The organism is Companilactobacillus futsaii JCM 17355 (genome assembly GCF_001435505.1).
Classification (GTDB): domain Bacteria; phylum Bacillota; class Bacilli; order Lactobacillales; family Lactobacillaceae; genus Companilactobacillus; species Companilactobacillus futsaii.
In genome coordinates, this window is record NZ_AZDO01000146.1 from 23,753 (window position 1) to 45,936 (window position 22,184).

Below are 22,184 nucleotides of genomic sequence, written 5' to 3' on the forward strand. Positions count from 1 at the left end.
TTTATGGATATAATACAAGGTTTTGGATTAGTAAGTGCGCCAGAATTAGCAATTATAGGTATTGGAGTATATTTCATAATCCAAGCGATCAAGTTATCAAAGTTAAAGATAGCTAACACATATCTACCATTTATCGCAATGGTGGTCGGCATTATTGTCGGTCTAGTCATTGCAGGAATCTTTGGAGATGTAAGCCTAGGCAAAGCAGGTCTTGCAGGCTTTCTAGTCGGTGGGACGACTGCCGGTCTATTTACAGGGTTCAAAGGTGTTACAGGTGGTTACGAATCAAATGACAAGCACTAATAGAAAGGAATTTTAAAATGGCACAATTTAATATCAATACACAATATGCTTTGGGAGCAAATGAAGGTTCATCCCAAAGAACGAATAATATGTTTATTATCCTTCATGAAACAACGAATGTAGGTGCTGCTAATAATGCAATTTATTTCAAAAATAATTGGTCAACGACACAAACCTATGTGCAATATGTTATCGGTGATGGGGGTAAGATTTACCAAGTTGGTTCTGATGGCTACGTTGCTTGGGGTGCAGGTTCATATGCAAATGCCAATTCTCCAGTCCAGATCGAATTGGCTCGTACAAATGATAAAGCGACATTCCAAAAGGATTATGAAACATTTGTCAATTTTGCCCGTTATAAGGCTCAACAATTTGGCATTCCATGTACCCTTGATACAGGTGGCAAGTATGATAAAGGAATCAAGACCCATTATTGGGTATCACAAAATATTTGGGGCAGTCATATTGACCCTGTTCAAAGTTACCTATATCCAAAATGGGGTATCACTCAAGAGCAATTAGCTCATGATATTGCATACGGTATTAATGGCACTTCTGGTGGTTCCACTGGTGGGAGTTCAACGAAACCTAGCACACCTGCAAGAAATGTTGTCACAGTCAAAAATGGACCATCAACTGGTATCGCTGGTTGGAATAGCAAGGGTGAAATTGTTGCGGGATCAAATACAACTTTTGTAAATGGTTCAAGTTGGCAATCTGCTGGAATTAAAATTATTAACGGTTTACCAATGTACAAGGTTGCAACCGATGAATACATTCCAAAAAAGTACACTGATCAAGCTGGAATTATTACAATCAACGCAATCAAAGGAATTGTTGCATATGACGGAAATGGAAATAGTATTTCAGGAACTGAACGAACGTTTACTGATTTTAGTAAATGGCAATCACCTGATAGTGGGGTAAAAGTCATCAACGGAACGATTTACTTCCAAGTAGCTACAAATGAATATATCAGCGCTTTTTACACTATCGGTGGCGGAAACAAATAAAAGGAGAAATGAATAATGATTAGAAGATTCAATTCAAATGGTATTTTTTCAACACAAGAAAATATCATTGATTTATATATTTTAAATGGGAATACTTTTGTGAAAAATGGTAATACTTTGGGCTCTCATACTGCATGGAAGTACCAAGAATATGCATATGATGAATCATTAAAAAGAAAATTTTTTAAAGTTGATAATACAGAGTGGGCTTGTCTTGAAAAACAAAATCAAAATATTAAAGTAGATTTTGACAATTCAGATGGTAATTATACTGTAATTATTGACAGAGACTTTGATTATTTAGTCCCTAGAACTTTTACTTTATATCCTGTAGATAGTTATCATTCTGATTCAGAAACTACGCAGGTTTATCAAACTGACGGGGGTAGATTTATCACTAATGGTGGGATTGAAATGTTTGATTCTACAACTAGTAATGGAGTAACTATTTCTAGTTATAATACAGGATTTAGAGTTGATAACACTGATTATTATAGTATGAAAAGCGTATTTCCAGATTCCAAACTTACTTATTCTAGTGGATCAGTTTATGGTGAAAACGTAACAGCAATTAATAAAATTATTAATGTCAATAGTGTTGCACCAGATTATTTTGACCTAAACGGAAATGCAGTAACTAATATTCATTATAATTTAGGCCATCAAATATTATCAGATGCGGTTTATACGACTAATGATAGAACTGGCTTTAAGATTGGTGATAATCAATTTATTAATATAAACGATGCTACTGGAACACCGCTTATGTATGGTAGATATTTTCCAGAACAAAAAGGAGTGAATTAATTATGTTAAATATTTTTGTAGGTGGATCAGGAGCAACAACAAGTTTTATAGTTGATGGTTCCGAATTATCACATTGGGGTGTTAGTGTAAACAACTTTAATGTTATAACAGTCACTAAGACGGGAGAAGCAAAGTTTGTTAAAAGAGTATACGGTGCAAAGTCTGCTACGGTTACATTTCAAACTTATCATTATAATTGTGAAGAATTAGAGAACTTAGGTTACTATTTAGAAAATGCAGTACAATTATTTAGAAATGCGGAGGGACCTACTGATAGTATTAATATTTTAGGACATTCTAATGTTGGTAACGCTATTGTTAGATGGTTAGAAACCTATACCCCTAACTACATTAATGAAATTGTTACTGCAGCTACTCCATATAATGGAAAGGCAGTTACAGTTAAACAAACAGGATTTGTAAAAGAAGTTATGGCAGATAAAGATAGGATTAAATATAATAGTGTCCATGTATTTGTTGCTAGAGATGATCGATATAATACTTTTCCAAGTACGATTGCAAATGATGGTACGATTGCAGAAGATAGTGCCTTGTGTGGTTCTTTGGTATTCCCTGGCAGTGTCACTGTATGTAATAACCAAAATCATGGAACTATAATGTGGTCACCTGAAGTTATAAATGTTGTAAAAAAATGGTTTTAAAAAGAGGATCATCTATAAGTATTTTTATACTTATGGATGATCCTCTTTTTTTATTTATAATAACTGTTGAAAATATAATCGCTTGTTTTAAAGCTTAGTTTATTATTCCAATATTCAGAAGATTGCATATTTAATGTATCGTTTAAAAATACATAATTATTGTACGGAACTTTATATTTTAAGGGTCTGGATTCTGAAAGAAAAGAACTATCATTCACACGTTGAATATTAGAATGGTAATTGGCCATCATCATAAACATAGTTAAGGAATATGTAATAAAAATCAATATTAAGATAGCTTTTTCTAAAATTTTAGAGGATTCATTCGATAATGTATCTATAGCTTTTCGAAAATATAGTATTGATACAATGAATAGAAAAACGAATGAACTAAAATACTCTCTAATAAATATAGGAGACAAAATAAAAAAGAAGGGTACGATTAATGCAAGAAAACTAAATAAATAAAAATAAATATCTAAGAATTTTATATTGTTAAAGATTATGAATGTAGATATTAATATAAACAAAAAAAATAGTACACCAAATACTGTATCAAAATAGGCAAAAATCTTATTAACATTTATGATTTGATTTGTGTATTCATTTATTTTGTAATTATATTTAATATAAATGTTTACAATGGAATAATATGAAATAAATAACAAGGAAGATGAAATCAAAAAAAGTTTTATCTTTTTATTAGAAATATTTTTCCATGAAATTATTAAAATGGAGATGGAAATTAGTAGAATGATTTGCCAATTGAAAGTTAATATCCAAAAGTGTGTAATGAAATTGAAATTATGTATAGATTTGACAAAGGAAAAAGCAACTTTGTGATATGAAGAATTATTATGATGGTATGATGGATTCGAGAACATTATAATTGCTGACATTAAGGCTCCTAAGAGATAAGCATACATAGGTTTTAGAGATAAATTATATAATTTAAGCTTGTTTATAGTGTGGATAAGCAAGATTGAAAAGAATCCAATAAAAATTTGATAAATAGTCATATGTTCGACAAAAAGTCCACCAGCCAACGAAATTAAGAAATAGATAGGAATAGGTAACATAGATTTTTTTTTAATATGATTTTTAATCAAAACAAAATAGAAAAGTAATAATGTGATAGGTGGAAGATAATTTGCAAAGCCACTAAACCATAAGAAAATACTTCTAATATATTCCATTTGAAAAATAGTTAGAAATGCTAATGATAATCCGAGAGATACTTTTCCCTTACCTGTTAAATTCCATATACACCAAATAAATAAAGTTACAGTACTGGCATACACTATGGCGGCAAATAGAGAGCTGTGCATTATTAATATTTCGAATATATTTCCCAAGTATCTACCATTGCAGCTCCCACCAAACACTGGATTATTTCCATAGAAATTGTGTTTTAGTAAATAAATGCCATTATTTCCCCACCAAAAGTAGTCATCTCCAACAGGAATTATTAAAAAAGACATGATAATGAAATATATATATATCATTACAAAAGAAAAGTAATAATTTTTTTTAAAAAGCATAAATCTTTCCTCGTACCTTGATTTGTTTTTATCTAATTAACATAATATCATCACTAATAAAGATATCCAAATATGTCCAAGGTTCATAATTTACTGTAAATTGCCTTCTATAGTATAAAAACATCCATCATCTATTAATTTAAGTGATGGGTGCTTTTTAGTGACTGGGTTGTGATACAATTTTGATTATTGAAGAGCTGGAAATTAATAAATATTTTACCTTTTAACTAGGTAAAAAAGGGTAAGAAAAGATAACTATTTGCGCTTATTTTGCGCAAAAGCGTCATAAAGACTGATACATGGACTTTTTCAAATCCTGTACTCACCTTAAATAAATGGAAAAGGAATGCTGAGTTAACGGCATTCCTTTTTTGTGTTTTCAAAAGTGTTTTGATAAATTTTATCGATAGCTTCGTAGTTATACGTCAATCCCGCCTTTAGAAGGGCAACTAATTCAACGTCAGAGAATAGACTGTCTATTTGTTGGTATTCATCCAAAATACAGTGAAATTGTAATAAAAGACTGTCATCTGAGACACCGCTACCTGCTTGGAATCGAATTAGTTTATTTACATAATTCATGGGGAAAATTGCGCTTTTTGATTTTAAATCATCGAGACTTTCAAGGTGCTGTTTGAGCTCTGACAGTTGATAATTGTCAATATTTGATGATTGTCCAGCGGGGGCTAAAAAAATTATTTTTAAACAGGTATCCAAGAAATCAATTTGGTCGACATCATATTTTAATTTGCTAAAAAGTCTGTGACTAAGGACTTCAAACAATTTTTGATAACGCCTTTCTTGAAGGTATTTTTGAATTAGAAAGTCGGTTATTTGATCAATAATAATTATAGGATCATTTTGATCGTTAGATACCCCAGCCATTTCGGCAGTTTTAAAAGTAATAACATTGTCACAATAATTCTCAGTAATAAAGTGGACAAGAGGGTTGTTATCGAGCAATTCTTGGCCTTGGTCGGTAAGTAAAAAAGTTTTGGTTTTGATAATTTTATTAATTTCTTCGTGGTTGAGATTCTCTATAATACGATCTATTAGGATTGCTTTGCGTCCAGTGGTAGAAAGATCATGTTTTATGAGAATGTCTTTTAGTTGATCAACGTAAAATTTAGATAAGCTCAATTCTCTTTCAAAGCTTAAGGTCAATAATCCTTTTTCTAGCAAATGATTAGCAATACTAGTTTCTGAGACCATAAAGACATTTCTGAGGATATGTGAATTAAAGTAATAGTCCTCACGTTTTCCATCCAAAATTGATAGGGCATAGATTTCTCCAAAGTTTAGCATCATTTTCACTCCTTTAGGAGAAAATACGAAAAAAGATGAACAAAATTTTGTCCATCTTTATTTATCGTTAAATTCTTCTTCTTCATTAGATTGGATACTGCGTAATTTGGAAATCGGCCTTAATAACATTTTCTTTGAAGTTGTTACTTGGCGGACGTGTGAATCTGGTTCATCGTGATGGTGTAAAAGAAATAAGTCAGCCGCAATTATTGAAGCCGTTAAGAAAGTATTTAACTGTAAGACCCGTTTCAATCTTTTTTTCAATGGCAATTCCTCTTTTTAGCTAAACTATAGCATATTTTAGTCGTACCATATTAGTTCTTTGGAATTTAAAAAAGCTGAACGACCCAAACGACTACCATCGTAATAAATAATTGAACTGAGACCCTCCATATAGTCTTCAGGGGACATATCTAATACTTTAAGTACCTCTGATAAGGAAATTCGTTGAACTGTTGCTACAATGTTTTCTCGTCTTTTTTCGCTGAGTTTTGTAAAGTTGCGATTAACGTAAATTTCTAGTTGGTTATTTTTTAAATAGTTGACGTTTTTTACGTAATTTATCCATGATTTTTCTTCAAAATTAGCCTGTTTTTGAGGATGCTCCTTAAAATCATAAATCAGCTTGTTGAGTGTATGATTGATCTTTTTAATTTTATTAGCTAAATGGTGATCTCTTTTTTCTTCAGTAGACAGATTGTCTGTTGGACTACTTTTGCTTGCATAGACGTTGTTAGGAAAACTCGTAAATATAGTCAAGGCTAGTAAATTCAACAAAGTAAGCTTTAGTTTCATTAATTTGCTCCTATTTATTTTGCATCATTATAGCTGAAGTTAAAAAGGATATTCCACACGAATTTGATATATTAAATCAATTGAAATTTTCTGACTAAATACGAATAATTAAATAAAAAAAGATCACCTGAAGTGACCTTCCTCAATGAAAGAGATATGTGTGAATAGATTTTTCTAGGTTTTAATTGTAATATCTCTATCGATTTATATTATATAACAAAAATATGATAATGTAATATGCTTATTGAACATAAAAATAAAGGACCCTACGATTGAGTAGTGTCCTCTTTGTTAGAAGAATATTTTATAGAAGAATCGTACTAATGAGAATTTTAGTTTTAATATTACATATTTTGGTTTTCTTCTAACAAAATAATTATATTACAAGTTAATGATAAATAAACAAAAAGTATTAATAAATATAAATGAAAACGTTATTAAAATACAATACTTACTATATCGAAAAATATTAATCACTATTTAAGTTTTTCTTGATCGTTCTGCTGCTTTAATTGGACGATTTCTTGTTGCAGTTTCTGATTTTCAGATTCAATATGATCCAGTTTGGACAGAATTTGTTCCAATTTATCATCACTTTCGTGATTATGCTCGTTAGTAAAGTAATTAGTTATCGTACTAGTCAAAGTTCCAATAAAGCCGATTCCAACGATCATTAAGGAAACTGCTGCCAATCTACCCATCAAAGTTTGAGGAGCAACGTCGCCATAACCGACAGTTGATGCTGTGACGATAGCCCACCAAAAAGAATTACTTAAAGAAGCCTTTTCAGCTAATGAATAAGTGATGGCTGATGTAACTAAGACTATGCCACAAATTATTAATAAATAAACAAAACCATTGATCTTTAAAAATCTTTTAGCGCTTTTTTGCATCTTACCAGCAGTTCCAATGAGTCGAACGAGGGTGAACACTTTTGAAAAGCGAATGACATTGAAGACTCGGAAAAATCGAAAGACATTAAAAATAGTAAAGAAGGGCATGATTGCTAACAAGTCAACGATATTATGTCGGAAAAAATGCATTTTATTTTTAGCTAAAAATAACCTTCCAAAGTAATCGAATCCAAAAATTAATAAAGTTGTAAAATCAATTTCGACATATGGTGATTTGGAAATATTAAAACCGGGAATAAAACTCAAAACTAAAATTACTAATGATAATAGTCCTGCTAAGACAATAACAACATAATAACTATCTGAATGTAAGAATCGATTGAATTTTTGCATAATTTACTCCTTAACCTTACTGTTTTGTAATATATCACTAACGGTTGTGTTAGGTATATTTACAAGCCTTAGAGAAATTTGGATAATGTGAAATATTGATGAAAGAGGAGATTATATATATGCAACAATTCATACCAAGTATTTCTAATAAGGCGATGAATCGCGAAAAATTTAAAATCATCTTAATGGGGTTGATGGTTTTGGATCATATTGAATATTTTATTTCCCCATATTTAGCAGATTTTTTCCATATTATTACTAGAGTTGTCGCAGTTGGCTTTGCATATTTAGTAGTTGAAGGGATGCATTACACTCATAGTCGTAAAAACTATCTAGTTCGTTTAGTTGGTTGGAGTGTTTTTATGGCTTTAGGTAATTATTTACTAAATATATTTGTTTTACGACAATCAAATCAAATGTCTATCCTCGGTGACAACATTTTTGCAACGTTAGCGTTAGGATTAATAGTTATTTGGCTGTGGGATAATCAATCAAAAAATTTAAATACTAAGAAAAAATTACGTATTTTATCGGTGGTATTATTGATTTTTAGTATCGTCCCATTCTTTGAAGGCAGTACAGTCGTTGTACCATTTATGTTTATTACTCAGTTAACGCATCAAAATATCAAGAAACGAAATCTTTGTTATCTAGGTTTAATGGCAATCTTAGCGTTGCTTGAGTTACCAATGGCACTGACTGTCCCAATTAATAACTTTTTAATGTTGTTTGACAGTATCGCTATGAATGCCAGTGATATTTTCTTTGTTTTAATAATTCCACTGTTACATTTTTACAACGGTAAAATTGGTCCACATAGTCGACAATTGAAGTATCTTTTTTATATTTTTTATCCGGCTCACTTATGGTTAATTCATTTAATTATCAATGTGCTATGATAAACTATTTGCAGTAGCTCTGGAGGAATTAAAATGAAGCAAATAGTAACAGGAATCGTAGCACACGTCGATGCGGGCAAGACTACTTTGTCAGAAGCTTTACTATATCAAACGGGTGCACTTAGAAAATTAGGAAGAGTCGATAAAGGAAATGCCTTTTTGGACCCAGATGCTTTAGAAAAAAAGCGCGGAATCACGATATTTTCTCACCAAGCTAATTTACAATATCAAGATTTGAAATTGACACTTTTGGATACTCCAGGACACGTCGATTTTGCCTCCCAGACAGAACAAGTCTTGAGTGTTTTAGATTATGCTATTTTAGTAGTTTCAGCGACTGATGGCGTGCAAGGTTACACGAGGACCTTGTGGCATTTGCTAGAGCATTACCAAGTTCCAATTTTTATTTTTGTCAATAAAATGGATGCAGTAGGGGTTGATCGACAAAAAGTCCTAGCAGATTTGCAAAAAAATTTAGCTAATGGTTGTGTCGATTTTGAATCTGATAATTTTCAAGAAGACGTATCAATGGTAGATGACGATGTCTTGGAACAGTTCTTAGATAATGGTGAACTAGTAGATTCAACCATTCAAAGATTGATCAAACACCGCCAGGTCTTTCCAGTTTTCTTTGGTTCAGCCTTGAAAATGGAAGGTATCGAAGAGTTTTTGCAAGGTATTCAACGTTTTTCAACTAAAGAAGATTATCCAACAGAATTTGGTGCTAAAGTTTTCAAAATTTCTCACGATGATAATGAACGTTTGACGTGGGTTAAGGTTACTGGTGGGGTATTGGAAAATAAAGCTGTTTTGTACCATGATCAAAAAGCTAATCAACTACGAATTTATGATGGTTCAAAATTTGCTTTAAATCAAAATTTATCAGCTGGTGAGGTTTGTGCCATTACCGGTTTGACTGATACTTATCCAGGATTAGGTTTGGGAAAACAAGCAGATAGTGAAAAGCCAACTATTCAACCAGTCCTAAACTTTGCTTTGGATCCTAAGAAGAACGATATTCATCAATGCTTAGAGGCATTGCGTCAATTGGAAGATGAAGACCCACAATTACATGTTCAGTGGTTAAGTCACTTACAAGAAATTAGAATTCAAGTGATGGGTCAAGTCCAATTAGAAATAATTCAACAGTTATTGTTAGATCGTTTTAGTTTAGATGTTAACTTTGGTGAGGGAAATATCTTATATAAAGAAACCATTACAAAACCTATTGAAGCGGTAGGGCATTTTGAACCTTTGCGTCATTACTCAGAAGTTCATTTATTACTAGAGCCAGGTCCAGTTGGCAGTGGTTTACAATTTGCCTCGAATTGTAGTTTGGATGTTCTAGCTAGCAATTGGCAACATCAAGTCTTGAGCAATTTGCAGTCAAAAGAACATTTAGGAGTGTTGATTGGCGCACCTATCACTGACATGAAGATTACTTTGATCGGTGGAAAAGCTAGCAATGTTCACTCAGTTGGTGGAGATTTCAAGGAAGCTACTTGGCGAGCTGTTCGACAAGGTTTGATGGAATTAAGAAACAATGGTAGTCAATTGTTGGAACCTTGGTATCAATTCCGATTAGAAGTACCACAAGATCAAGTGGGACATGCTATGAATGATATTCAACAGATGAATGGCACTTTTGAAACTCCAGAAATGATTGATGGGTCAGACTTAACGATAATTTCTGGGACAGCGCCAGTAAAAACGATGCAAGGCTATTCACAATCGGTTAATTCTTATACGCATGGTTTAGGTAATTTAGAATGTGTTGTAATGGGATACCAAGCTTGTCACAATGCAAAAGAAGTGATTGAGAGTAGAGATTATGATCCGGTATCAGATTTAGAAAATACACCAGATTCAGTTTTTTGTGCTCATGGCGCTGGTTATCCAGTTTCTTGGAATGAAGTTCCACAAATGGCTCACGTACCTTTTTTAATAGAAATTATTATTGGCATATTCTTCGCCAGCAGAATTTAACATTTCCTGCCAAGAAGAGAAGATAGTTGATTTTCGTACATGTTTTTCCCAAGCATCAATCGGTAGGCGTTCTAAAGCCTTTTGACTAGTCACGCCAATCGATTCAAAGAATTCTTCAATACAAAAAAATTGCGTATTTTGTTCCATGAATCGGTTGGTGAAGTAATGAGTAAATTGAATTTCTTTTAAATCAGTTCTAATTTGACATTCTTGTTTGATAAGCTCCAGTCTCTGTTTGGTTTGCATAATAACTAATCCCCTATAAAAAAATTATTTACTATTCATTAATAAGTATATCAAAGTTGATATATAAAATTACCATCTTTGTCCAGAACTTGGTAAAATTTATGTAAAGAATAAAATGGGAGGTAGGTATTGTGTATAAAAAAATATTAGTAGCTATTGATGGTAGTCAAAGTTCATACAATGCTTTGAATGCGGCAATTGATTTGACTAAACAATTTAAGTCAGCGTTGTATCTAGTTTCAGTTGTAAATACGGCTAACTTGCCAATGAATGTTGGTGTTTCTTATGCACCTGGTTTAGTTAACGACTTAAAAAATGCTGCTCAAAAAGATTTGGACAAAGCAACAGATATCGTCAAACAAGCTGGAATCTCACCTTACGTAAAACTCTTAGATGGAGAACCAAGAGAGCAATTGACCAGATTCCCCAAAGAAAATGATATTGATTTGATCGTGATGGGAAAGACAGGAACTAATTCATTTACCAGAGTATTTGTCGGTTCCGTTACTCGTTACGTTTCAGAACACAGTAATATAAATATTTTGATTGTAGTTTAAAAAATAATCCTATTAGAGTTAACTTACTCTGATAGGATTATTTTATTTTTCCTGATTTAATAATTCTTGAACTTCATGTTCATTGTGAGCTAACCAACCACAAGCACCGGCAGCAATAGCACCAACTAAATCATCTAAAAAGACATTGATTTTACCGGTAGATTTGTCATTGAGTTTGCCTAAGATACCATGCTTTAATTTGTCGACGTAGCCATAGTTAGTAACTGAAACTGATCCGTAAAGACTGGCTAAAGTTATCGCCATATTTTCATCGATACCATAAGTTGATTCATCAGTTTCCATAATTCGTTGCATAGGAGCGGATAAAAGATGTTTTTCAGCTAAAATATCGAGTTCAATTCCAGTCATGATAGCATTTTGAGCTTCACGCTTGTGGAGGACTTTATTGATAGCGTGAATTGAAATTTCTTCATCGAGTCCTTTTACGTAATCTTTTTCTAAAAACATGACAATTTCAGCGATATCTTTTAGTTCAACGCCACGATTCTTTAAATTACGAATGATATGTTCGTAATATTGCTTATCTAATTCTTCATATGAGACCAAATTTCTTACTTCCTCTCTATTTTTCACTATTCCATTCAGCTTTGAATTCATCGAGAAAATCAAGCATGTATTGATGACGCTTTTTAGCGATTTCTTTAGCCGTTGGGGTATTCATCATACCAGTTAACTTCAACAATTTCTCGTAAAAATGATTGATGATCGTTTCATCAGATAAATTACGATATTCTTTTTTATCCATTTTTTTACGTGGTAAAATTTCTGGATCATAGATTGTTTCAGAATTGGCGCCACCATAATAGATTGCACGAATGATCCCAATCGCTCCAATAGCATCTAATCGATCAGCATCTTGGACAATTTGTCCAGCTAACGACAATTTAGGTGGATTCTCGCTCAATGATTTACTAAAAGATAAGTTGTGAGTGATATAAACTATTTCATCTATTTGTGTGGGAGTGAAATCAATCTCTTTTAAAAATTGACGGATCTCAGTCTCTAATTTTGCTGGATCTTTGACTAATTTATCGTCGGCCACATCGTGTAAATAAGCAGCTGACAAGGTAATAACAGGATCTGCTGGTTCGCTCTTTAATAGTTTTTGAACAGTTTTGATGACTCTTTGAATATGGTCAAAATTGTGACCAGTAGAATCATTTTTCATTTTGTTATAAGAGAATTCTTTTACCTTTAAAAGTTGGTCTTGATTTGTCATTTACTCAGTCCTCATTATTAGAATAATTCTATTGTCACACAAAAGGCCTTTTATTTAAAATAAAGAAAAAGTTTGTTATATTATATATGTGTTTAAACAAAGCTTAGGAGGCACAATATGAACTATATTAATAAAGAAATTCCTGATTTTACTGTTAACGCATATCAAAAAGGGGAGTTGAAAACTTTTAATAAGTCAGATCTTCTCGGCAAATGGTCAATCTTGTTCTTTTATCCAGCCGATTTTTCATTTGTTTGCCCAACTGAATTGAGCGATTTGCAAGATTCTTATGAAGATTTCAAAGCTGCCAATGCTGAAATTTATTCATGTTCAGTCGATAGCCAATTTTCACATATGTCTTGGGCTCAAACAACGGATACAATTGGAAAAATCCAATATCCAATGTTGTCAGACCAAAAACATCAATTAACTGACTTCTTTAATATTTTAGATGAACAAAGTGGTCAAGCTTATCGTGGAGTCTTTATCATTGATCCAAAAGGACTTATTAAGTCTTATACTATCAATGCTATGGGAATTGGACGTAATGCACGTGAAATCTTGAGAACCTTGCAAGCTGCTCAATTCGTTGAAGCACATGGTGATAATGTTTGTCCAGCTAACTGGCATCCCGGGGAAGAAACAATCAAGCCTAGTGGTGATTTAGTTGGTAAAATTTAAAAGTAGATTATAGAAGCTACATGTCAAAATTGGCATGTAGCTTTTTTTTGTTATAACGATAAAATCATCAAAGTTCTAGACCGTTATAACAAGATATAGTGTTATAAAAGAGCAAAAATCAATATCTTGTATCAAATGATAAATTACTATCGCACCAACAAAGGTAAACGCTTTACATCGATATGGCTTCATTACATCAAACATTTCGGCTCGCATTTTGGTTTCGATTGGTGGTATGATTTTAGCTGTCGTTAAATTTGTATTTTAATATAAATACAGTTTGAGGATAAATTAATTTGATTGAATTTGATTATTAATTAATCATTTTTAATCTAAGAGGAGATTGAACCATGAGCATTTTCAACCCAAGATGGTATGTTGAACAAATGAAACATTGGAGTTTCAGAAGTTACATGCTATTAATGTTTGGTCTAGGGGCCATTACTGCATCAACACTTTCACACCAAATCACAGGTATTGCTATTTGGACTTGGTTAGCTGGTACTTTAGGTTTTACTTGTACCGTTGCAATCACTAATGCTAAGCCTTTGAATGGTGTCTTAGGATTAGTTTCAGCACTTATTTATATTTTCGTTGCTATCAACGCCAAGAACTTCTCAGATGTTGTTTTGCAATTGAGCTATATTGTTTTATTGGATATTCCTGTTTTGATCAGTCCACAATGGGCTAAGGATGCTGAAAAGCACATCCATGGATTAACTGGAAAGAAATGGCTTTTAACAGCTGTCTTCTTCTTTGTTGTTTGGGGCCTATTGTATTTGATGGATACTAATTTATTCATCAGTCCTCGTCCTATCATCGATTCAGTTTCAGCAGCTATTGGCTTTACAGGTGCTTTGTTGTGTACTTTGCGTTTCCGTGAACAATATTATTTCTGGACAGTTCAAGGTGTTATGTCAATCGTCCTTTGGGGTGTTACAGCAACTCAAGGTGACGCTAGTCCAGTCTTATTCTTGACATACATTATGTACTTCATGAACGATATGATTGCTTTCTTTGATTCACATATCCACTGGTTCCACAGTGATGCAAGCGAAAACCGTGCTCGTGATGAAGAAGTAGCTCGCGAACAAGCATAAATAAAATTTGCAATTAATTTGTAAAATAGCTTATGATTATTGAGCAACAAATTATAAGTGGGTAGATTTATGCGAGTAAAAAAATATGTTAAAGTTATTCTCTCTATTGCAGTTGGGGTTGCATTAGTGGCTGATATTGGCGGCAGTGGTTATTTATTCCATTACGCCTTTAGTAAAAATGGTTATAGCAGTAAGCCACAAGGACCATTATCAAAAGATGATAAATGGTTCGTGAATTCTAAGACTGAAACTTGGCAACAAACGTCAAAAGATAATCTGAAGTTAAAAGCCAGATTCTTACCAGCCGAAAAGAAAACTGCTAAAACTGTCGTTGTGATTCATGGTTATGGTACCGGTAGCAGTTACATGGGTGACTATGCCAAAATGTTTCATGATGCAGGTTACAACGTCTTAGCACCGGATAATCGTTCCTTCGGGATGAGTCAAGGAAAATACGTCGGTTATGGTTGGAAAGACCGTGACGATATTATGAACTGGATCAAACAGATCAATCAAAAATTTGGTCAGAAATCAGAGATTGGTTTGTTCGGGGTCAGTATGGGAGCGGCAACTGTAATGTATACTTTGGGTAAACATCCAAGTAATGTAAAATTTGCAATTGCTGATTGTGGATATTCCACTATTTCAGGTGAGTTGAACTATCAACTTAAAGAAATGTTCAATTTACCAAGTTTTCCACTCGTACCAACGGCTAGTTTATATGGTGATGTGCTAGCTGGTTATAATTTTTATCAAGCAAGTACCAAGGATACTTTAAAGAATAACAAAGTACCTTTGTACATCATTCACGGTTCAAAGGATAGATTTGTTCCAACTGAAAATGCTTATAAGAATTACCAGTATGACAAAGGTCCAAAGAAACTCTGGATAGTCAAAGGAGCAGCGCACGCCGAAGCTAAAAAGGTTGCCGGTCAAAAGTATGTTACTAATACGATTGACTTTGCTAAAGAGTACTTTAAATAGAAAAAAGGTAAGTGTAATTGGTTTGAAGCCAATCATACTTGCCTTTTTATTCGTCTAGAGCATCGAGTGATTTGGTTGGTACCTCATTTTTTTGAACTTTCTCCCATGATAAAACTAAATCTCTTTTTTTATTGTAAGTTACTTTAATAAAATTATCTGGCTTAATGGGTCGACCAATAGCACTATTGAATTTTAATAATTTTTCGTTGCCATCTTTATCATATGATTTTTGGCGATAATAATAAGCACGATAGTCATTGCCAGAGTCGTCTTTTTCAATTACTTCTTGATAAGAGTCACCAACGAAAGTGTAATAATCTTCACTAGCATAATTAGGTACGTACCACAATTCATATCCCAAAAAGGGTATTAATAAAATTATTCCTACTATTAAGACAGACCAAATTTTTTTACTCATCTTTATCCCTCCAAAGCTTACAAGGATAATATCATGCTTTGAAAGGCTTTAATACTAACGGTTTTGTAAGGTTTGTAAGAAGAAAAGTATGAATCTTATCATAACAATATATTAATGGTAGAAAAGTGTTAGATTATAAATCGAATTCTTCAGAATAATGATTGAGTTGATCATGGTAGTCGATTGAGAGGGATAATTTTTTGATGCCATTGATTTGGAAGTAATATACTTGATTAGGTGCAATTGTTGTCAAAGTCATATTTAATTTTTCGGAGGAAACTATTTTGTCGATCGTTAAAGGAACCTGGCCGATGTTACGAATTTCTAATTGATTGTTATTTTTGGTACAGTTCAAATAAGCTCGACTGACTTGTTTCAGCATTTGGTTACGTAACTTTAAAGCGTGAGAAATTTTTAAAAGAGCTATTGAACTAAGGATTACGCCCACTATCAAAGCAATTGCGATGATGATGATGGTAATATTAAAAATCATTTGAGTCGGAAAAAGCATTTTATCACTTCCATATTAGTATATTTCTAGTATTCCATAATCGGCGCAATCTTACAATTCTGTCACATGAAACTAACGATTTAGTCATAAAATCAATCAAATGTTTACACGAAAAGTGAAAAAGTGAATAATGATAGTCAACAGATATCCTAGATATTTGTTAAAAATAAAAAAGTACATGCAATAGTTATGTTGACTCCGTAACTAAAAAAATAAGCCATCCTTTAATTAGGGTGGCTTATTTTTAGATGCGTTTAGTTTTAACCCAGTGAGTGTTACCACGAATTTTAGAATAAATAGACTTCATCAGACTCAAAAATAAAACGACGTAGATATAAGACAAAAGGCCAACTGTTAACAGAAATTTGCCCAATTTCATATCCAAATTCAACATATCACTTTCTTCAATCGCAATATTGGCTTTTTGGGTTATTCGCAATTCATGAAGATAGATCAAAGTAAAAATCATTCCAAAAATTGAACCAATAATAACTAGGAAGAAAAGAGAAACAATGAAGAAACTAGGATTGCCAACAGCATAAATAAGATATTTTATCGTTAAATAAATAATACTGAAATCAGCTAACACATTTAATAATGGTTGAGTTAAAAAGAAGTAAGTATCAAATTTTTGAGCTTTAGACATGATTGGAGACTTCGTGACACGAAATAGATATTTCCAACAATCTAAGCCACCTTGTGCCCAACGTGATCTTTGTCTGATTAACGTTTTGAAATTCAATAGAGCTTCTTGATCAACGTAGGCATCGTCTAAATATTTAATATTCAAGCCATTTAATTCAAACTTTAAAGTAAGTTCGAAATCTTCTAGTAATGCATTGCCCCAAGGCTTTATACCCATTCTTTGAGTGACAGTTTTATATCTGAAAAATTGGCCATTACCGCAAAGAGCAACTGCATGCATCTTGCCACGGATCAATTGAATCAGGTGATTAATAGTATAAAACTCGATATCTTGAAAGGTTTGCAAGACAGTCGTAGGTTTTTTCATCTTGACCCTTAATTGAACAGCATCGATGTGTTCATCTTCAAAGGCGTTGTTTATTTTGTAGATACAATTGGCACTCAAAATACCATCAGCATCAATAACGCCAACGATACATTTTTTAGGATCTAGTTTTCTTTGTTTAATTATTTTGTGGACTAAGGACATGGCATTGTTTAAAGAGTCTCCTTTGCCAGTTCTTGCATTAGGTAATTTTCTTTCCACAGTACTGATAGGTCCAGACATTTTTTTGATTTTTTGAATCGTTTGGTCATCTGAATCATCATCAATGACAATGATTTCTTTTTGACCAGCTAGATTTAATAAATTTTGTAGAGTATTTTGAATAACTTTTTCTTCATTTAAGCAAGGTACCAGTAAAAAATAGAAGAATTGGTCTAGATTGTTGTTAATGTGATAAGCAGCTGCCATTTCTGATTTAAAAAGTTTGTGATCTTTGAAGTAAATAAAATACATAATTGCACATTGGATAATAAAGATAGTAATTGCAATCAAGTAAATAATCATCTGCATCATCTCTTTAGTAATTTATCCAACTAAATTTTTGCATAGAATTAAAAGATGTTCAAACAACTAGATTAGCGTAATTTTTGTAAATAAAAACAATATATTGATTTGAATATAATTTAAAAAAATGGATAAATTTATAAAAAGAAGACTGTAAAGCCTTTAAATTGGTATAATAAAATTGTGGCATATGGAGGGGAAGAGCATGACTACTTTAGTTGATGTTGCAAAAAAAGCTAACGTTTCAAAGATGACTGTGTCTCGGGTAATCAATCATCCAGACAAAGTAACCGATGAATTGAAAGCATTAGTTTATGAAGCCATGCGTGAATTGGATTATCATCCAAATATGATTGCCAAGGCATTGGTGGATAAAAGTACTAGAATTATTAAGCTATGTATTTTGGAAGATATCGATACGACTGAACCATATTATATGAATTTAATGATTGGTATAGCTAAAACTTTAGATTTACACCAGTATTCATTGCAGTTGGTTACTCGTAAGAACTTTGACATTGGTAATTGTGACGGTTATATTATCACTGGGATGCGTCAACAAGACGTAGACTGGATCAAGAATTTGAAAAAACCAGTTGTTATGTTTGGTGAGAACCGTTACGGATTTGATTACGTAGATACTAACAACAAAGCCGGCCTTTATAAACTGGCACAATTAGCTTTGCAAAGAGGTTATGAGAAACTAGTTTATATAGGGATCGATAGTAAAGAATCATTCGAGTATTCCCGAGAAGCTGGTTACTTACAACAAGTCCAAGAGCTACGGATGCTTCCGGAATTACATCGATTCGATAACCATAGTCATTTGGCAGAGGAATTTATAGAAACGAATTGGAAGAAAATCAAACCGAATACTGCCTTTTTATGCGCATCGGATCGTTTAGCAATCGGTATATTACGAGGAATAGTCCGCTCTGGCGGCAAAGTTCCAGAAGATTTTGGCGTAACTGGTTTTGATGGCGTCTTTTTAAATCAGGTAGCTTCACCAAAGATAACTACGATTAAACAGTCGATTATTGAGATGGGCAGTGCCTGTGGAGAAAATTTACTGGATAAAATTGAAACCAAAGAAAGCCAAGGAGCTTTAGTCTTTGAACCCAAGATTAGTTTTGGCGGTACTCTTAGGGATTAACCTGTTACCGATAACATCTCAGATAGTCTTGCTTAGGCGAGGCTTACTTTTTTATACTAAGGTGTAAGGGTTTACATGAAAGGGGCAACTATCATGAATTGGTATGATCAAGCAATTATTTACCAGATTTATCCTAAGAGTTTTCAAGATACTAATGATGATGGTATTGGTGATCTACAAGGGATTATTAAACATTTGAGCTATATTAGAGATATGGGTTTCAATACGATTTGGTTGAATCCAATCTTCGTTTCGCCACAGATCGACAATGGCTATGATGTATCTAATTACTTTGCTATCGATCCAATTTTGGGGGATATGAATGATTTTTCTGAAATGATGAACAAAGCTCATGAATTGGGGCTACACATTATTTTGGATTTACCGATCAATCATACATCCGATCAACATCCATGGTTCCAAGACGCGGTGAATGATCCACATAGTATTTTTAAGGATTATTATATTTGGCATTCTGCAGTTGACGGCCATGAACCAAATAATTGGGGTTCATTTTTTGGCGGTAGCGTTTGGGAAAAGAATCCAACTGATTCAAACGAGTATTATTTCCATTTATTTGATAAAAAGATGCCCGATTTGAATTGGAAAAATCCTGAAGTTCAAAAGTCAATTGCTGACATTGCCAAGTTTTGGCTCGAAAAAGGTGTTGACGGTTTCCGTCTGGATGCTTTTATTCATATCGCTAAAGCTAATTTTGAACAGAATTCTTTGGACAATAGTACTAAGTTTCCAATTGATGATAAATTTTATGCTAAGTTGCCCGCAGTAAAAGACTATATGTCAGAATTCGTTAAAGAAATCAAGCAATTTAAGCCTGATGTATTTTTGTTTGGCGAAGCGTCATCTGCTAAAGCTCGTGATGCAGCCGAATACACGCGTCCGGATGAACATGTCTGTGATGTGGTAGTTAACTCAGATAATTATGGCGAAGTTTACGATGATAGTAATCCGGATATTCCTAAATTCTTCCAAGATCGAAAACTGTCACTCGATATGCTGAAACAAACTTATGTGACTTGGGAAAGTATTTTAGATCATGTCAGTTTACCAACTTTAACATGGGGTAATCATGATATCAGTCGAGTTCTAGATCGGTTGAATTTGCCGGTACACGATGAAAAAATCACTAAATTATTAGCAATGATGTTGTTTTTACAACGAGGAATACCAGTAATTTATTATGGTGAAGAAATTGGCATGCACGGTTTGAAATATCAAAAAGTGGCTGATTTCTCCGACCAAAGAGCACTTGATTTGATCAGTAATTTACATCACAAGTCCTTTACTGATGCCCAAATTTTACGTTTATTGAACAATCAAGATGAAATGACGGCTCGTGGTCCGATGCAATGGGATTCGACGCAGTATCGTGGTTTTTCAAAAAAGAGACCTTGGAATTGGGCTAAGGTGGATTCGAATTGTGTTGCTCAAGAAATTGCTGATCCCGATAGTGTTATGAATTTTTATAGAGAACTTTTAAAAGTTAAAAAGCATGACTGTTTTACTAGTGGCGATTATAATTTGTTAATTACGAATTCAAATATTTACGCTTACCAACGAAAATTTATTGATAAACAAGGATTAGTAATAGCTAATTTTTCTGATAAAAAAGCTAAATTTACTTTGCCAAAGAATATTTGGAGAATTGTATTAGCTAATGAGTCTAATGAAATCAAGGATGGGGTAGTGAAACTAGGTCCTTGGGGATGTTGTGCTTTGGAATCTAATTAGAGGGGTGTAATAATGGCAAGTCAAACAGATGTTAAATTGAGAAAAATGCAAATTTACTGCATTTTTGTAAGAAACCATACTAAAAAGGGTACTTTAAAAGCAATTGAACCTGATTTGGACCGAATCAAGAGTTTAGGTACCGATTGTATTTGGTTGTTACCAATTTTTCCCATCGGTAGAAAAAATCGTAAAGGCAAATTAGGTTCACCTTATTCAATCAAGGATTATCGTGCAATTGATCCCAAATTGGGTACATGGCAAGACTTTCTAGAATTAGTAAAAGCTATCCATGATCGTGGTATGAAAGTCATGTTGGACATTGTCTACAATCATACTTCTCGTGATTCAGTCTTGTTACAAGTACATCCAGAATGGTTCTTACATGACCATGAAGGTGATTTGTACAATAAAAATGAAGATTGGACAGATGTAGCTGAATTAGACTATTCCCACAAGGCTTTGTGGAATTATCAAATCGAAACGCTCAAACGCTACGCTAAAATTGTCGATGGCTTCAGATGTGACGTTGCTCCACAAGTACCGATCGAATTTTGGAAAGAAGCTAGAAAAGAAGTAGCTAAGGTCAACCCTAAGACTATTTGGTTAGCTGAATCAACTGGTCCAGATTATATTAAAGCCTTAGGTGCTAAGGGATATCATGTTTCTTCAGATGCTGAGCTATACAGTGCCTTTGACATGACTTATGATTATGATATTGACCAGACTTTCCGTAAATATGTTAAAGGCGATGTGCCTCTAAAGAAGTATGTTGAAGCTTTGAATACTCAGGGAGTAATTTATCCTTCTAACTATATTAAGATGAGAGCTTTGGAGAATCATGACCAAGAAAGAGCGCACAGTCTCTTTATCAATGAAAATGATGTCTACAATTGGACAGCATTCTCAGAATTCCAAAAAGGCTCAACCTTAGTTTATGCCGGACAAGAATATGGCTTTAAACATACTCCAAGTCTTTTTGATAGCGACAAGTTGAATTGGGATGATAAGAAGATGAATCTCAGTTCTTTGATTTTCAAGATGCACCAAATGAGTCAAAGCAATATTCAAGTATCGGGAACCTATAAGATTACTGCTCTAGAAAATGATATCGTTGAAGTAACTTATAAGATGGGAGACATTATTAGAATTGGTATCTTCACTCTTAAAGGGATGCCAGGAGAGGTTCCTGTAGCATTGGCAAGTGATACTTACACTAACATGATTGACAATTCCATGATCAAAGTTGAAGATGGAATCGTTATGTTAGACTATGATCCAATTATTATCCAAGGTAAGAATAACGAATAATAAAAAGCAGTCGATTAGATTAATAATTGACTGCTTTTTGAATACCTTAAATTTCAATTGTGTTACAAACCTGTTATCGGTAACATCTTGAAAACGGTTGCAAAGAAACCTTTTTAGAAACATAATGGAAACTGTAGTAAGG

Annotated in this window: 24 protein-coding genes; 13 read left to right on the forward strand and 11 right to left on the reverse strand. The window is 33.1% G+C overall.

Annotation, left to right across the window (positions count from 1 at the left end; genetic code table 11):
- Nucleotides 1–3 precede the first annotated feature (3 nt).
- From FC88_RS12100 to FC88_RS12115, 4 genes are read left to right on the forward strand one after another with little or no spacing between them, the layout of a single operon-like run.
- Nucleotides 4–303 (forward strand): holin, encoded by a 300-nt coding sequence (locus tag FC88_RS12100; RefSeq protein WP_057815968.1) that lies wholly within the window; start codon nt 4–6, stop codon nt 301–303.
- A 17-nt stretch (nt 304–320) separates the two neighbouring features.
- Nucleotides 321–1,316: a peptidoglycan recognition protein family protein gene (locus FC88_RS12105; protein ID WP_057815970.1), complete on the forward strand. Its 996-nt coding sequence runs from the start codon at nt 321–323 to the stop codon at nt 1,314–1,316.
- Between the two features lie 15 nt (nt 1,317–1,331).
- Nucleotides 1,332–2,123 (forward strand): hypothetical protein, encoded by a 792-nt coding sequence (locus FC88_RS12110; RefSeq protein WP_057815972.1) that lies wholly within the window; start codon nt 1,332–1,334, stop codon nt 2,121–2,123.
- Between the two features lie 2 nt (nt 2,124–2,125).
- Entirely contained in the window at nt 2,126–2,785 is a 660-nt protein-coding gene (locus FC88_RS12115; protein ID WP_057815974.1) for a hypothetical protein, read from the forward strand.
- 50 nt (nt 2,786–2,835) lie between these two features.
- On the opposite strand, the gene FC88_RS12120 is transcribed toward FC88_RS12115, so the two are convergent.
- From FC88_RS12120 to FC88_RS12140, 5 genes are all read right to left on the reverse strand, one after another.
- Nucleotides 2,836–4,326 (reverse strand): DUF6056 family protein, encoded by a 1,491-nt coding sequence (locus tag FC88_RS12120; RefSeq protein WP_057815975.1) that lies wholly within the window; start codon nt 4,324–4,326, stop codon nt 2,836–2,838.
- 354 nt (nt 4,327–4,680) lie between these two features.
- Entirely contained in the window at nt 4,681–5,595 is a 915-nt protein-coding gene (locus tag FC88_RS12125; RefSeq protein ID WP_162256556.1) for an SAP domain-containing protein, read from the reverse strand.
- 93 nt (nt 5,596–5,688) lie between these two features.
- On the reverse strand, nt 5,689–5,895 hold the full coding sequence (locus tag FC88_RS12130) for a hypothetical protein (protein ID WP_057815980.1): 207 nt from the start codon (nt 5,893–5,895) through the stop codon (nt 5,689–5,691).
- A 36-nt stretch (nt 5,896–5,931) separates the two neighbouring features.
- A complete protein-coding gene (locus tag FC88_RS12135) occupies nt 5,932–6,426 on the reverse strand; it encodes a hypothetical protein (RefSeq protein ID WP_057815982.1) in 495 nt (164 codons plus the stop codon).
- Nucleotides 6,427–6,902: 476 nt separating this feature from the next.
- Complete coding sequence (locus FC88_RS12140; protein ID WP_057815984.1) at nt 6,903–7,673, reverse strand: ion channel; 771 nt, start codon at nt 7,671–7,673, stop codon at nt 6,903–6,905.
- Between the two features lie 119 nt (nt 7,674–7,792).
- Between FC88_RS12140 and FC88_RS12145 the strand changes: the two genes are divergently transcribed.
- Entirely contained in the window at nt 7,793–8,572 is a 780-nt protein-coding gene (locus tag FC88_RS12145; protein ID WP_057815986.1) for a TraX family protein, read from the forward strand.
- 33 nt (nt 8,573–8,605) lie between these two features.
- A complete protein-coding gene (locus tag FC88_RS12150) occupies nt 8,606–10,558 on the forward strand; it encodes an elongation factor G (protein WP_057815988.1) in 1,953 nt (650 codons plus the stop codon).
- On the opposite strand, the gene FC88_RS12155 is transcribed toward FC88_RS12150, so the two are convergent.
- Complete coding sequence (locus FC88_RS12155) at nt 10,514–10,804, reverse strand: hypothetical protein (protein ID WP_057815990.1); 291 nt, start codon at nt 10,802–10,804, stop codon at nt 10,514–10,516. The two genes, FC88_RS12150 and FC88_RS12155, sit on opposite strands and share 45 nt — an antisense overlap.
- Before the next feature lie 131 nt (nt 10,805–10,935).
- Here FC88_RS12155 and FC88_RS12160 point away from each other — a divergent pair, with 131 nt between their 5' ends.
- Entirely contained in the window at nt 10,936–11,361 is a 426-nt protein-coding gene (locus tag FC88_RS12160) for a universal stress protein (RefSeq protein ID WP_057815992.1), read from the forward strand.
- Between the two features lie 42 nt (nt 11,362–11,403).
- Here FC88_RS12160 and FC88_RS12165 read toward each other — a convergent pair whose 3' ends face one another.
- Nucleotides 11,404–11,928 carry a phosphatidylglycerophosphatase A family protein gene (locus FC88_RS12165; protein WP_057815994.1) on the reverse strand — a complete coding sequence of 175 codons (525 nt, stop codon included), beginning with the start codon at nt 11,926–11,928 and terminating at the stop codon, nt 11,404–11,406.
- A gap of 16 nt (nt 11,929–11,944) precedes the next feature.
- Nucleotides 11,945–12,601, reverse strand: a complete 657-nt coding sequence (locus FC88_RS12170; protein WP_057815995.1) for an HD domain-containing protein — start codon at nt 12,599–12,601, stop codon at nt 11,945–11,947.
- Nucleotides 12,602–12,718: 117 nt separating this feature from the next.
- Here FC88_RS12170 and FC88_RS12175 point away from each other — a divergent pair, with 117 nt between their 5' ends.
- The 3 genes from FC88_RS12175 to FC88_RS12185 all read left to right on the forward strand — a co-directional run bounded on the left by FC88_RS12175 (nt 12,719) and on the right by FC88_RS12185 (nt 15,366).
- Entirely contained in the window at nt 12,719–13,282 is a 564-nt protein-coding gene (locus FC88_RS12175) for a peroxiredoxin (protein ID WP_057815997.1), read from the forward strand.
- A gap of 350 nt (nt 13,283–13,632) precedes the next feature.
- Complete coding sequence (gene pnuC, locus FC88_RS12180) at nt 13,633–14,382, forward strand: nicotinamide riboside transporter PnuC (protein ID WP_057815999.1); 750 nt, start codon at nt 13,633–13,635, stop codon at nt 14,380–14,382.
- Between the two features lie 69 nt (nt 14,383–14,451).
- Complete coding sequence (locus FC88_RS12185; RefSeq protein ID WP_057816001.1) at nt 14,452–15,366, forward strand: alpha/beta hydrolase; 915 nt, start codon at nt 14,452–14,454, stop codon at nt 15,364–15,366.
- A gap of 46 nt (nt 15,367–15,412) precedes the next feature.
- Here FC88_RS12185 and FC88_RS12190 read toward each other — a convergent pair whose 3' ends face one another.
- The 3 genes from FC88_RS12190 to FC88_RS12200 all read right to left on the reverse strand — a co-directional run bounded on the left by FC88_RS12190 (nt 15,413) and on the right by FC88_RS12200 (nt 17,838).
- Nucleotides 15,413–15,784, reverse strand: coding sequence for a YxeA family protein (locus FC88_RS12190; protein ID WP_057816003.1), 372 nt, complete (start codon nt 15,782–15,784; stop codon nt 15,413–15,415).
- A 133-nt stretch (nt 15,785–15,917) separates the two neighbouring features.
- A complete protein-coding gene (locus FC88_RS12195; protein ID WP_057816005.1) occupies nt 15,918–16,295 on the reverse strand; it encodes a hypothetical protein in 378 nt (125 codons plus the stop codon).
- Nucleotides 16,296–16,539: 244 nt separating this feature from the next.
- Entirely contained in the window at nt 16,540–17,838 is a 1,299-nt protein-coding gene (locus FC88_RS12200) for a glycosyltransferase family 2 protein (protein WP_083484653.1), read from the reverse strand.
- 196 nt (nt 17,839–18,034) lie between these two features.
- On the opposite strand from FC88_RS12200, the gene FC88_RS12205 reads away from it, so the two are divergent.
- The 3 genes from FC88_RS12205 (at nt 18,035) to FC88_RS12215 (ending at nt 22,042) form a co-directional block, all read left to right on the forward strand.
- Nucleotides 18,035–18,982, forward strand: a complete 948-nt coding sequence (locus FC88_RS12205; RefSeq protein WP_057816008.1) for a LacI family DNA-binding transcriptional regulator — start codon at nt 18,035–18,037, stop codon at nt 18,980–18,982.
- A 93-nt stretch (nt 18,983–19,075) separates the two neighbouring features.
- Nucleotides 19,076–20,734: a glycoside hydrolase family 13 protein gene (locus tag FC88_RS12210; RefSeq protein ID WP_057816010.1), complete on the forward strand. Its 1,659-nt coding sequence runs from the start codon at nt 19,076–19,078 to the stop codon at nt 20,732–20,734.
- Nucleotides 20,735–20,746: 12 nt separating this feature from the next.
- On the forward strand, nt 20,747–22,042 hold the full coding sequence (locus FC88_RS12215; RefSeq protein ID WP_057816011.1) for an alpha-amylase family glycosyl hydrolase: 1,296 nt from the start codon (nt 20,747–20,749) through the stop codon (nt 22,040–22,042).
- Nucleotides 22,043–22,184: the final 142 nt, after the last annotated feature.

Bases quoted from the DNA above. Each gene is read 5' to 3' on its own strand.
- FC88_RS12115 (WP_057815974.1), top strand. From the start codon at position 2,126: ATGTTAAATATTTTTGTAGGTGGATCAGGAGCAACAACAAGTTTTATA.
- FC88_RS12145 (WP_057815986.1), top strand. From the start codon at position 7,793: ATGCAACAATTCATACCAAGTATTTCTAATAAGGCGATGAATCGCGAA.
- FC88_RS12215 (WP_057816011.1), top strand. From the start codon at position 20,747: ATGGCAAGTCAAACAGATGTTAAATTGAGAAAAATGCAAATTTACTGC.
- FC88_RS12120 (WP_057815975.1), bottom strand. From the start codon at position 4,326: ATGCTTTTTAAAAAAAATTATTACTTTTCTTTTGTAATGATATATATA.
- FC88_RS12200 (WP_083484653.1), bottom strand. From the start codon at position 17,838: ATGATGCAGATGATTATTTACTTGATTGCAATTACTATCTTTATTATC.
- FC88_RS12195 (WP_057816005.1), bottom strand. From the start codon at position 16,295: ATGCTTTTTCCGACTCAAATGATTTTTAATATTACCATCATCATCATC.
- FC88_RS12205 (WP_057816008.1), top strand. From the start codon at position 18,035: ATGACTACTTTAGTTGATGTTGCAAAAAAAGCTAACGTTTCAAAGATG.
- FC88_RS12185 (WP_057816001.1), top strand. From the start codon at position 14,452: ATGCGAGTAAAAAAATATGTTAAAGTTATTCTCTCTATTGCAGTTGGG.
- FC88_RS12155 (WP_057815990.1), bottom strand. From the start codon at position 10,804: ATGCAAACCAAACAGAGACTGGAGCTTATCAAACAAGAATGTCAAATT.
- FC88_RS12150 (WP_057815988.1), top strand. From the start codon at position 8,606: ATGAAGCAAATAGTAACAGGAATCGTAGCACACGTCGATGCGGGCAAG.
- FC88_RS12140 (WP_057815984.1), bottom strand. From the start codon at position 7,673: ATGCAAAAATTCAATCGATTCTTACATTCAGATAGTTATTATGTTGTT.
- pnuC (WP_057815999.1), top strand. From the start codon at position 13,633: ATGAGCATTTTCAACCCAAGATGGTATGTTGAACAAATGAAACATTGG.
- FC88_RS12110 (WP_057815972.1), top strand. From the start codon at position 1,332: ATGATTAGAAGATTCAATTCAAATGGTATTTTTTCAACACAAGAAAAT.
- FC88_RS12170 (WP_057815995.1), bottom strand. From the start codon at position 12,601: ATGACAAATCAAGACCAACTTTTAAAGGTAAAAGAATTCTCTTATAAC.
- FC88_RS12175 (WP_057815997.1), top strand. From the start codon at position 12,719: ATGAACTATATTAATAAAGAAATTCCTGATTTTACTGTTAACGCATAT.
- FC88_RS12190 (WP_057816003.1), bottom strand. From the start codon at position 15,784: ATGAGTAAAAAAATTTGGTCTGTCTTAATAGTAGGAATAATTTTATTA.
- FC88_RS12210 (WP_057816010.1), top strand. From the start codon at position 19,076: ATGAATTGGTATGATCAAGCAATTATTTACCAGATTTATCCTAAGAGT.
- FC88_RS12105 (WP_057815970.1), top strand. From the start codon at position 321: ATGGCACAATTTAATATCAATACACAATATGCTTTGGGAGCAAATGAA.
- FC88_RS12100 (WP_057815968.1), top strand. From the start codon at position 4: ATGGATATAATACAAGGTTTTGGATTAGTAAGTGCGCCAGAATTAGCA.
- FC88_RS12135 (WP_057815982.1), bottom strand. From the start codon at position 6,426: ATGAAACTAAAGCTTACTTTGTTGAATTTACTAGCCTTGACTATATTT.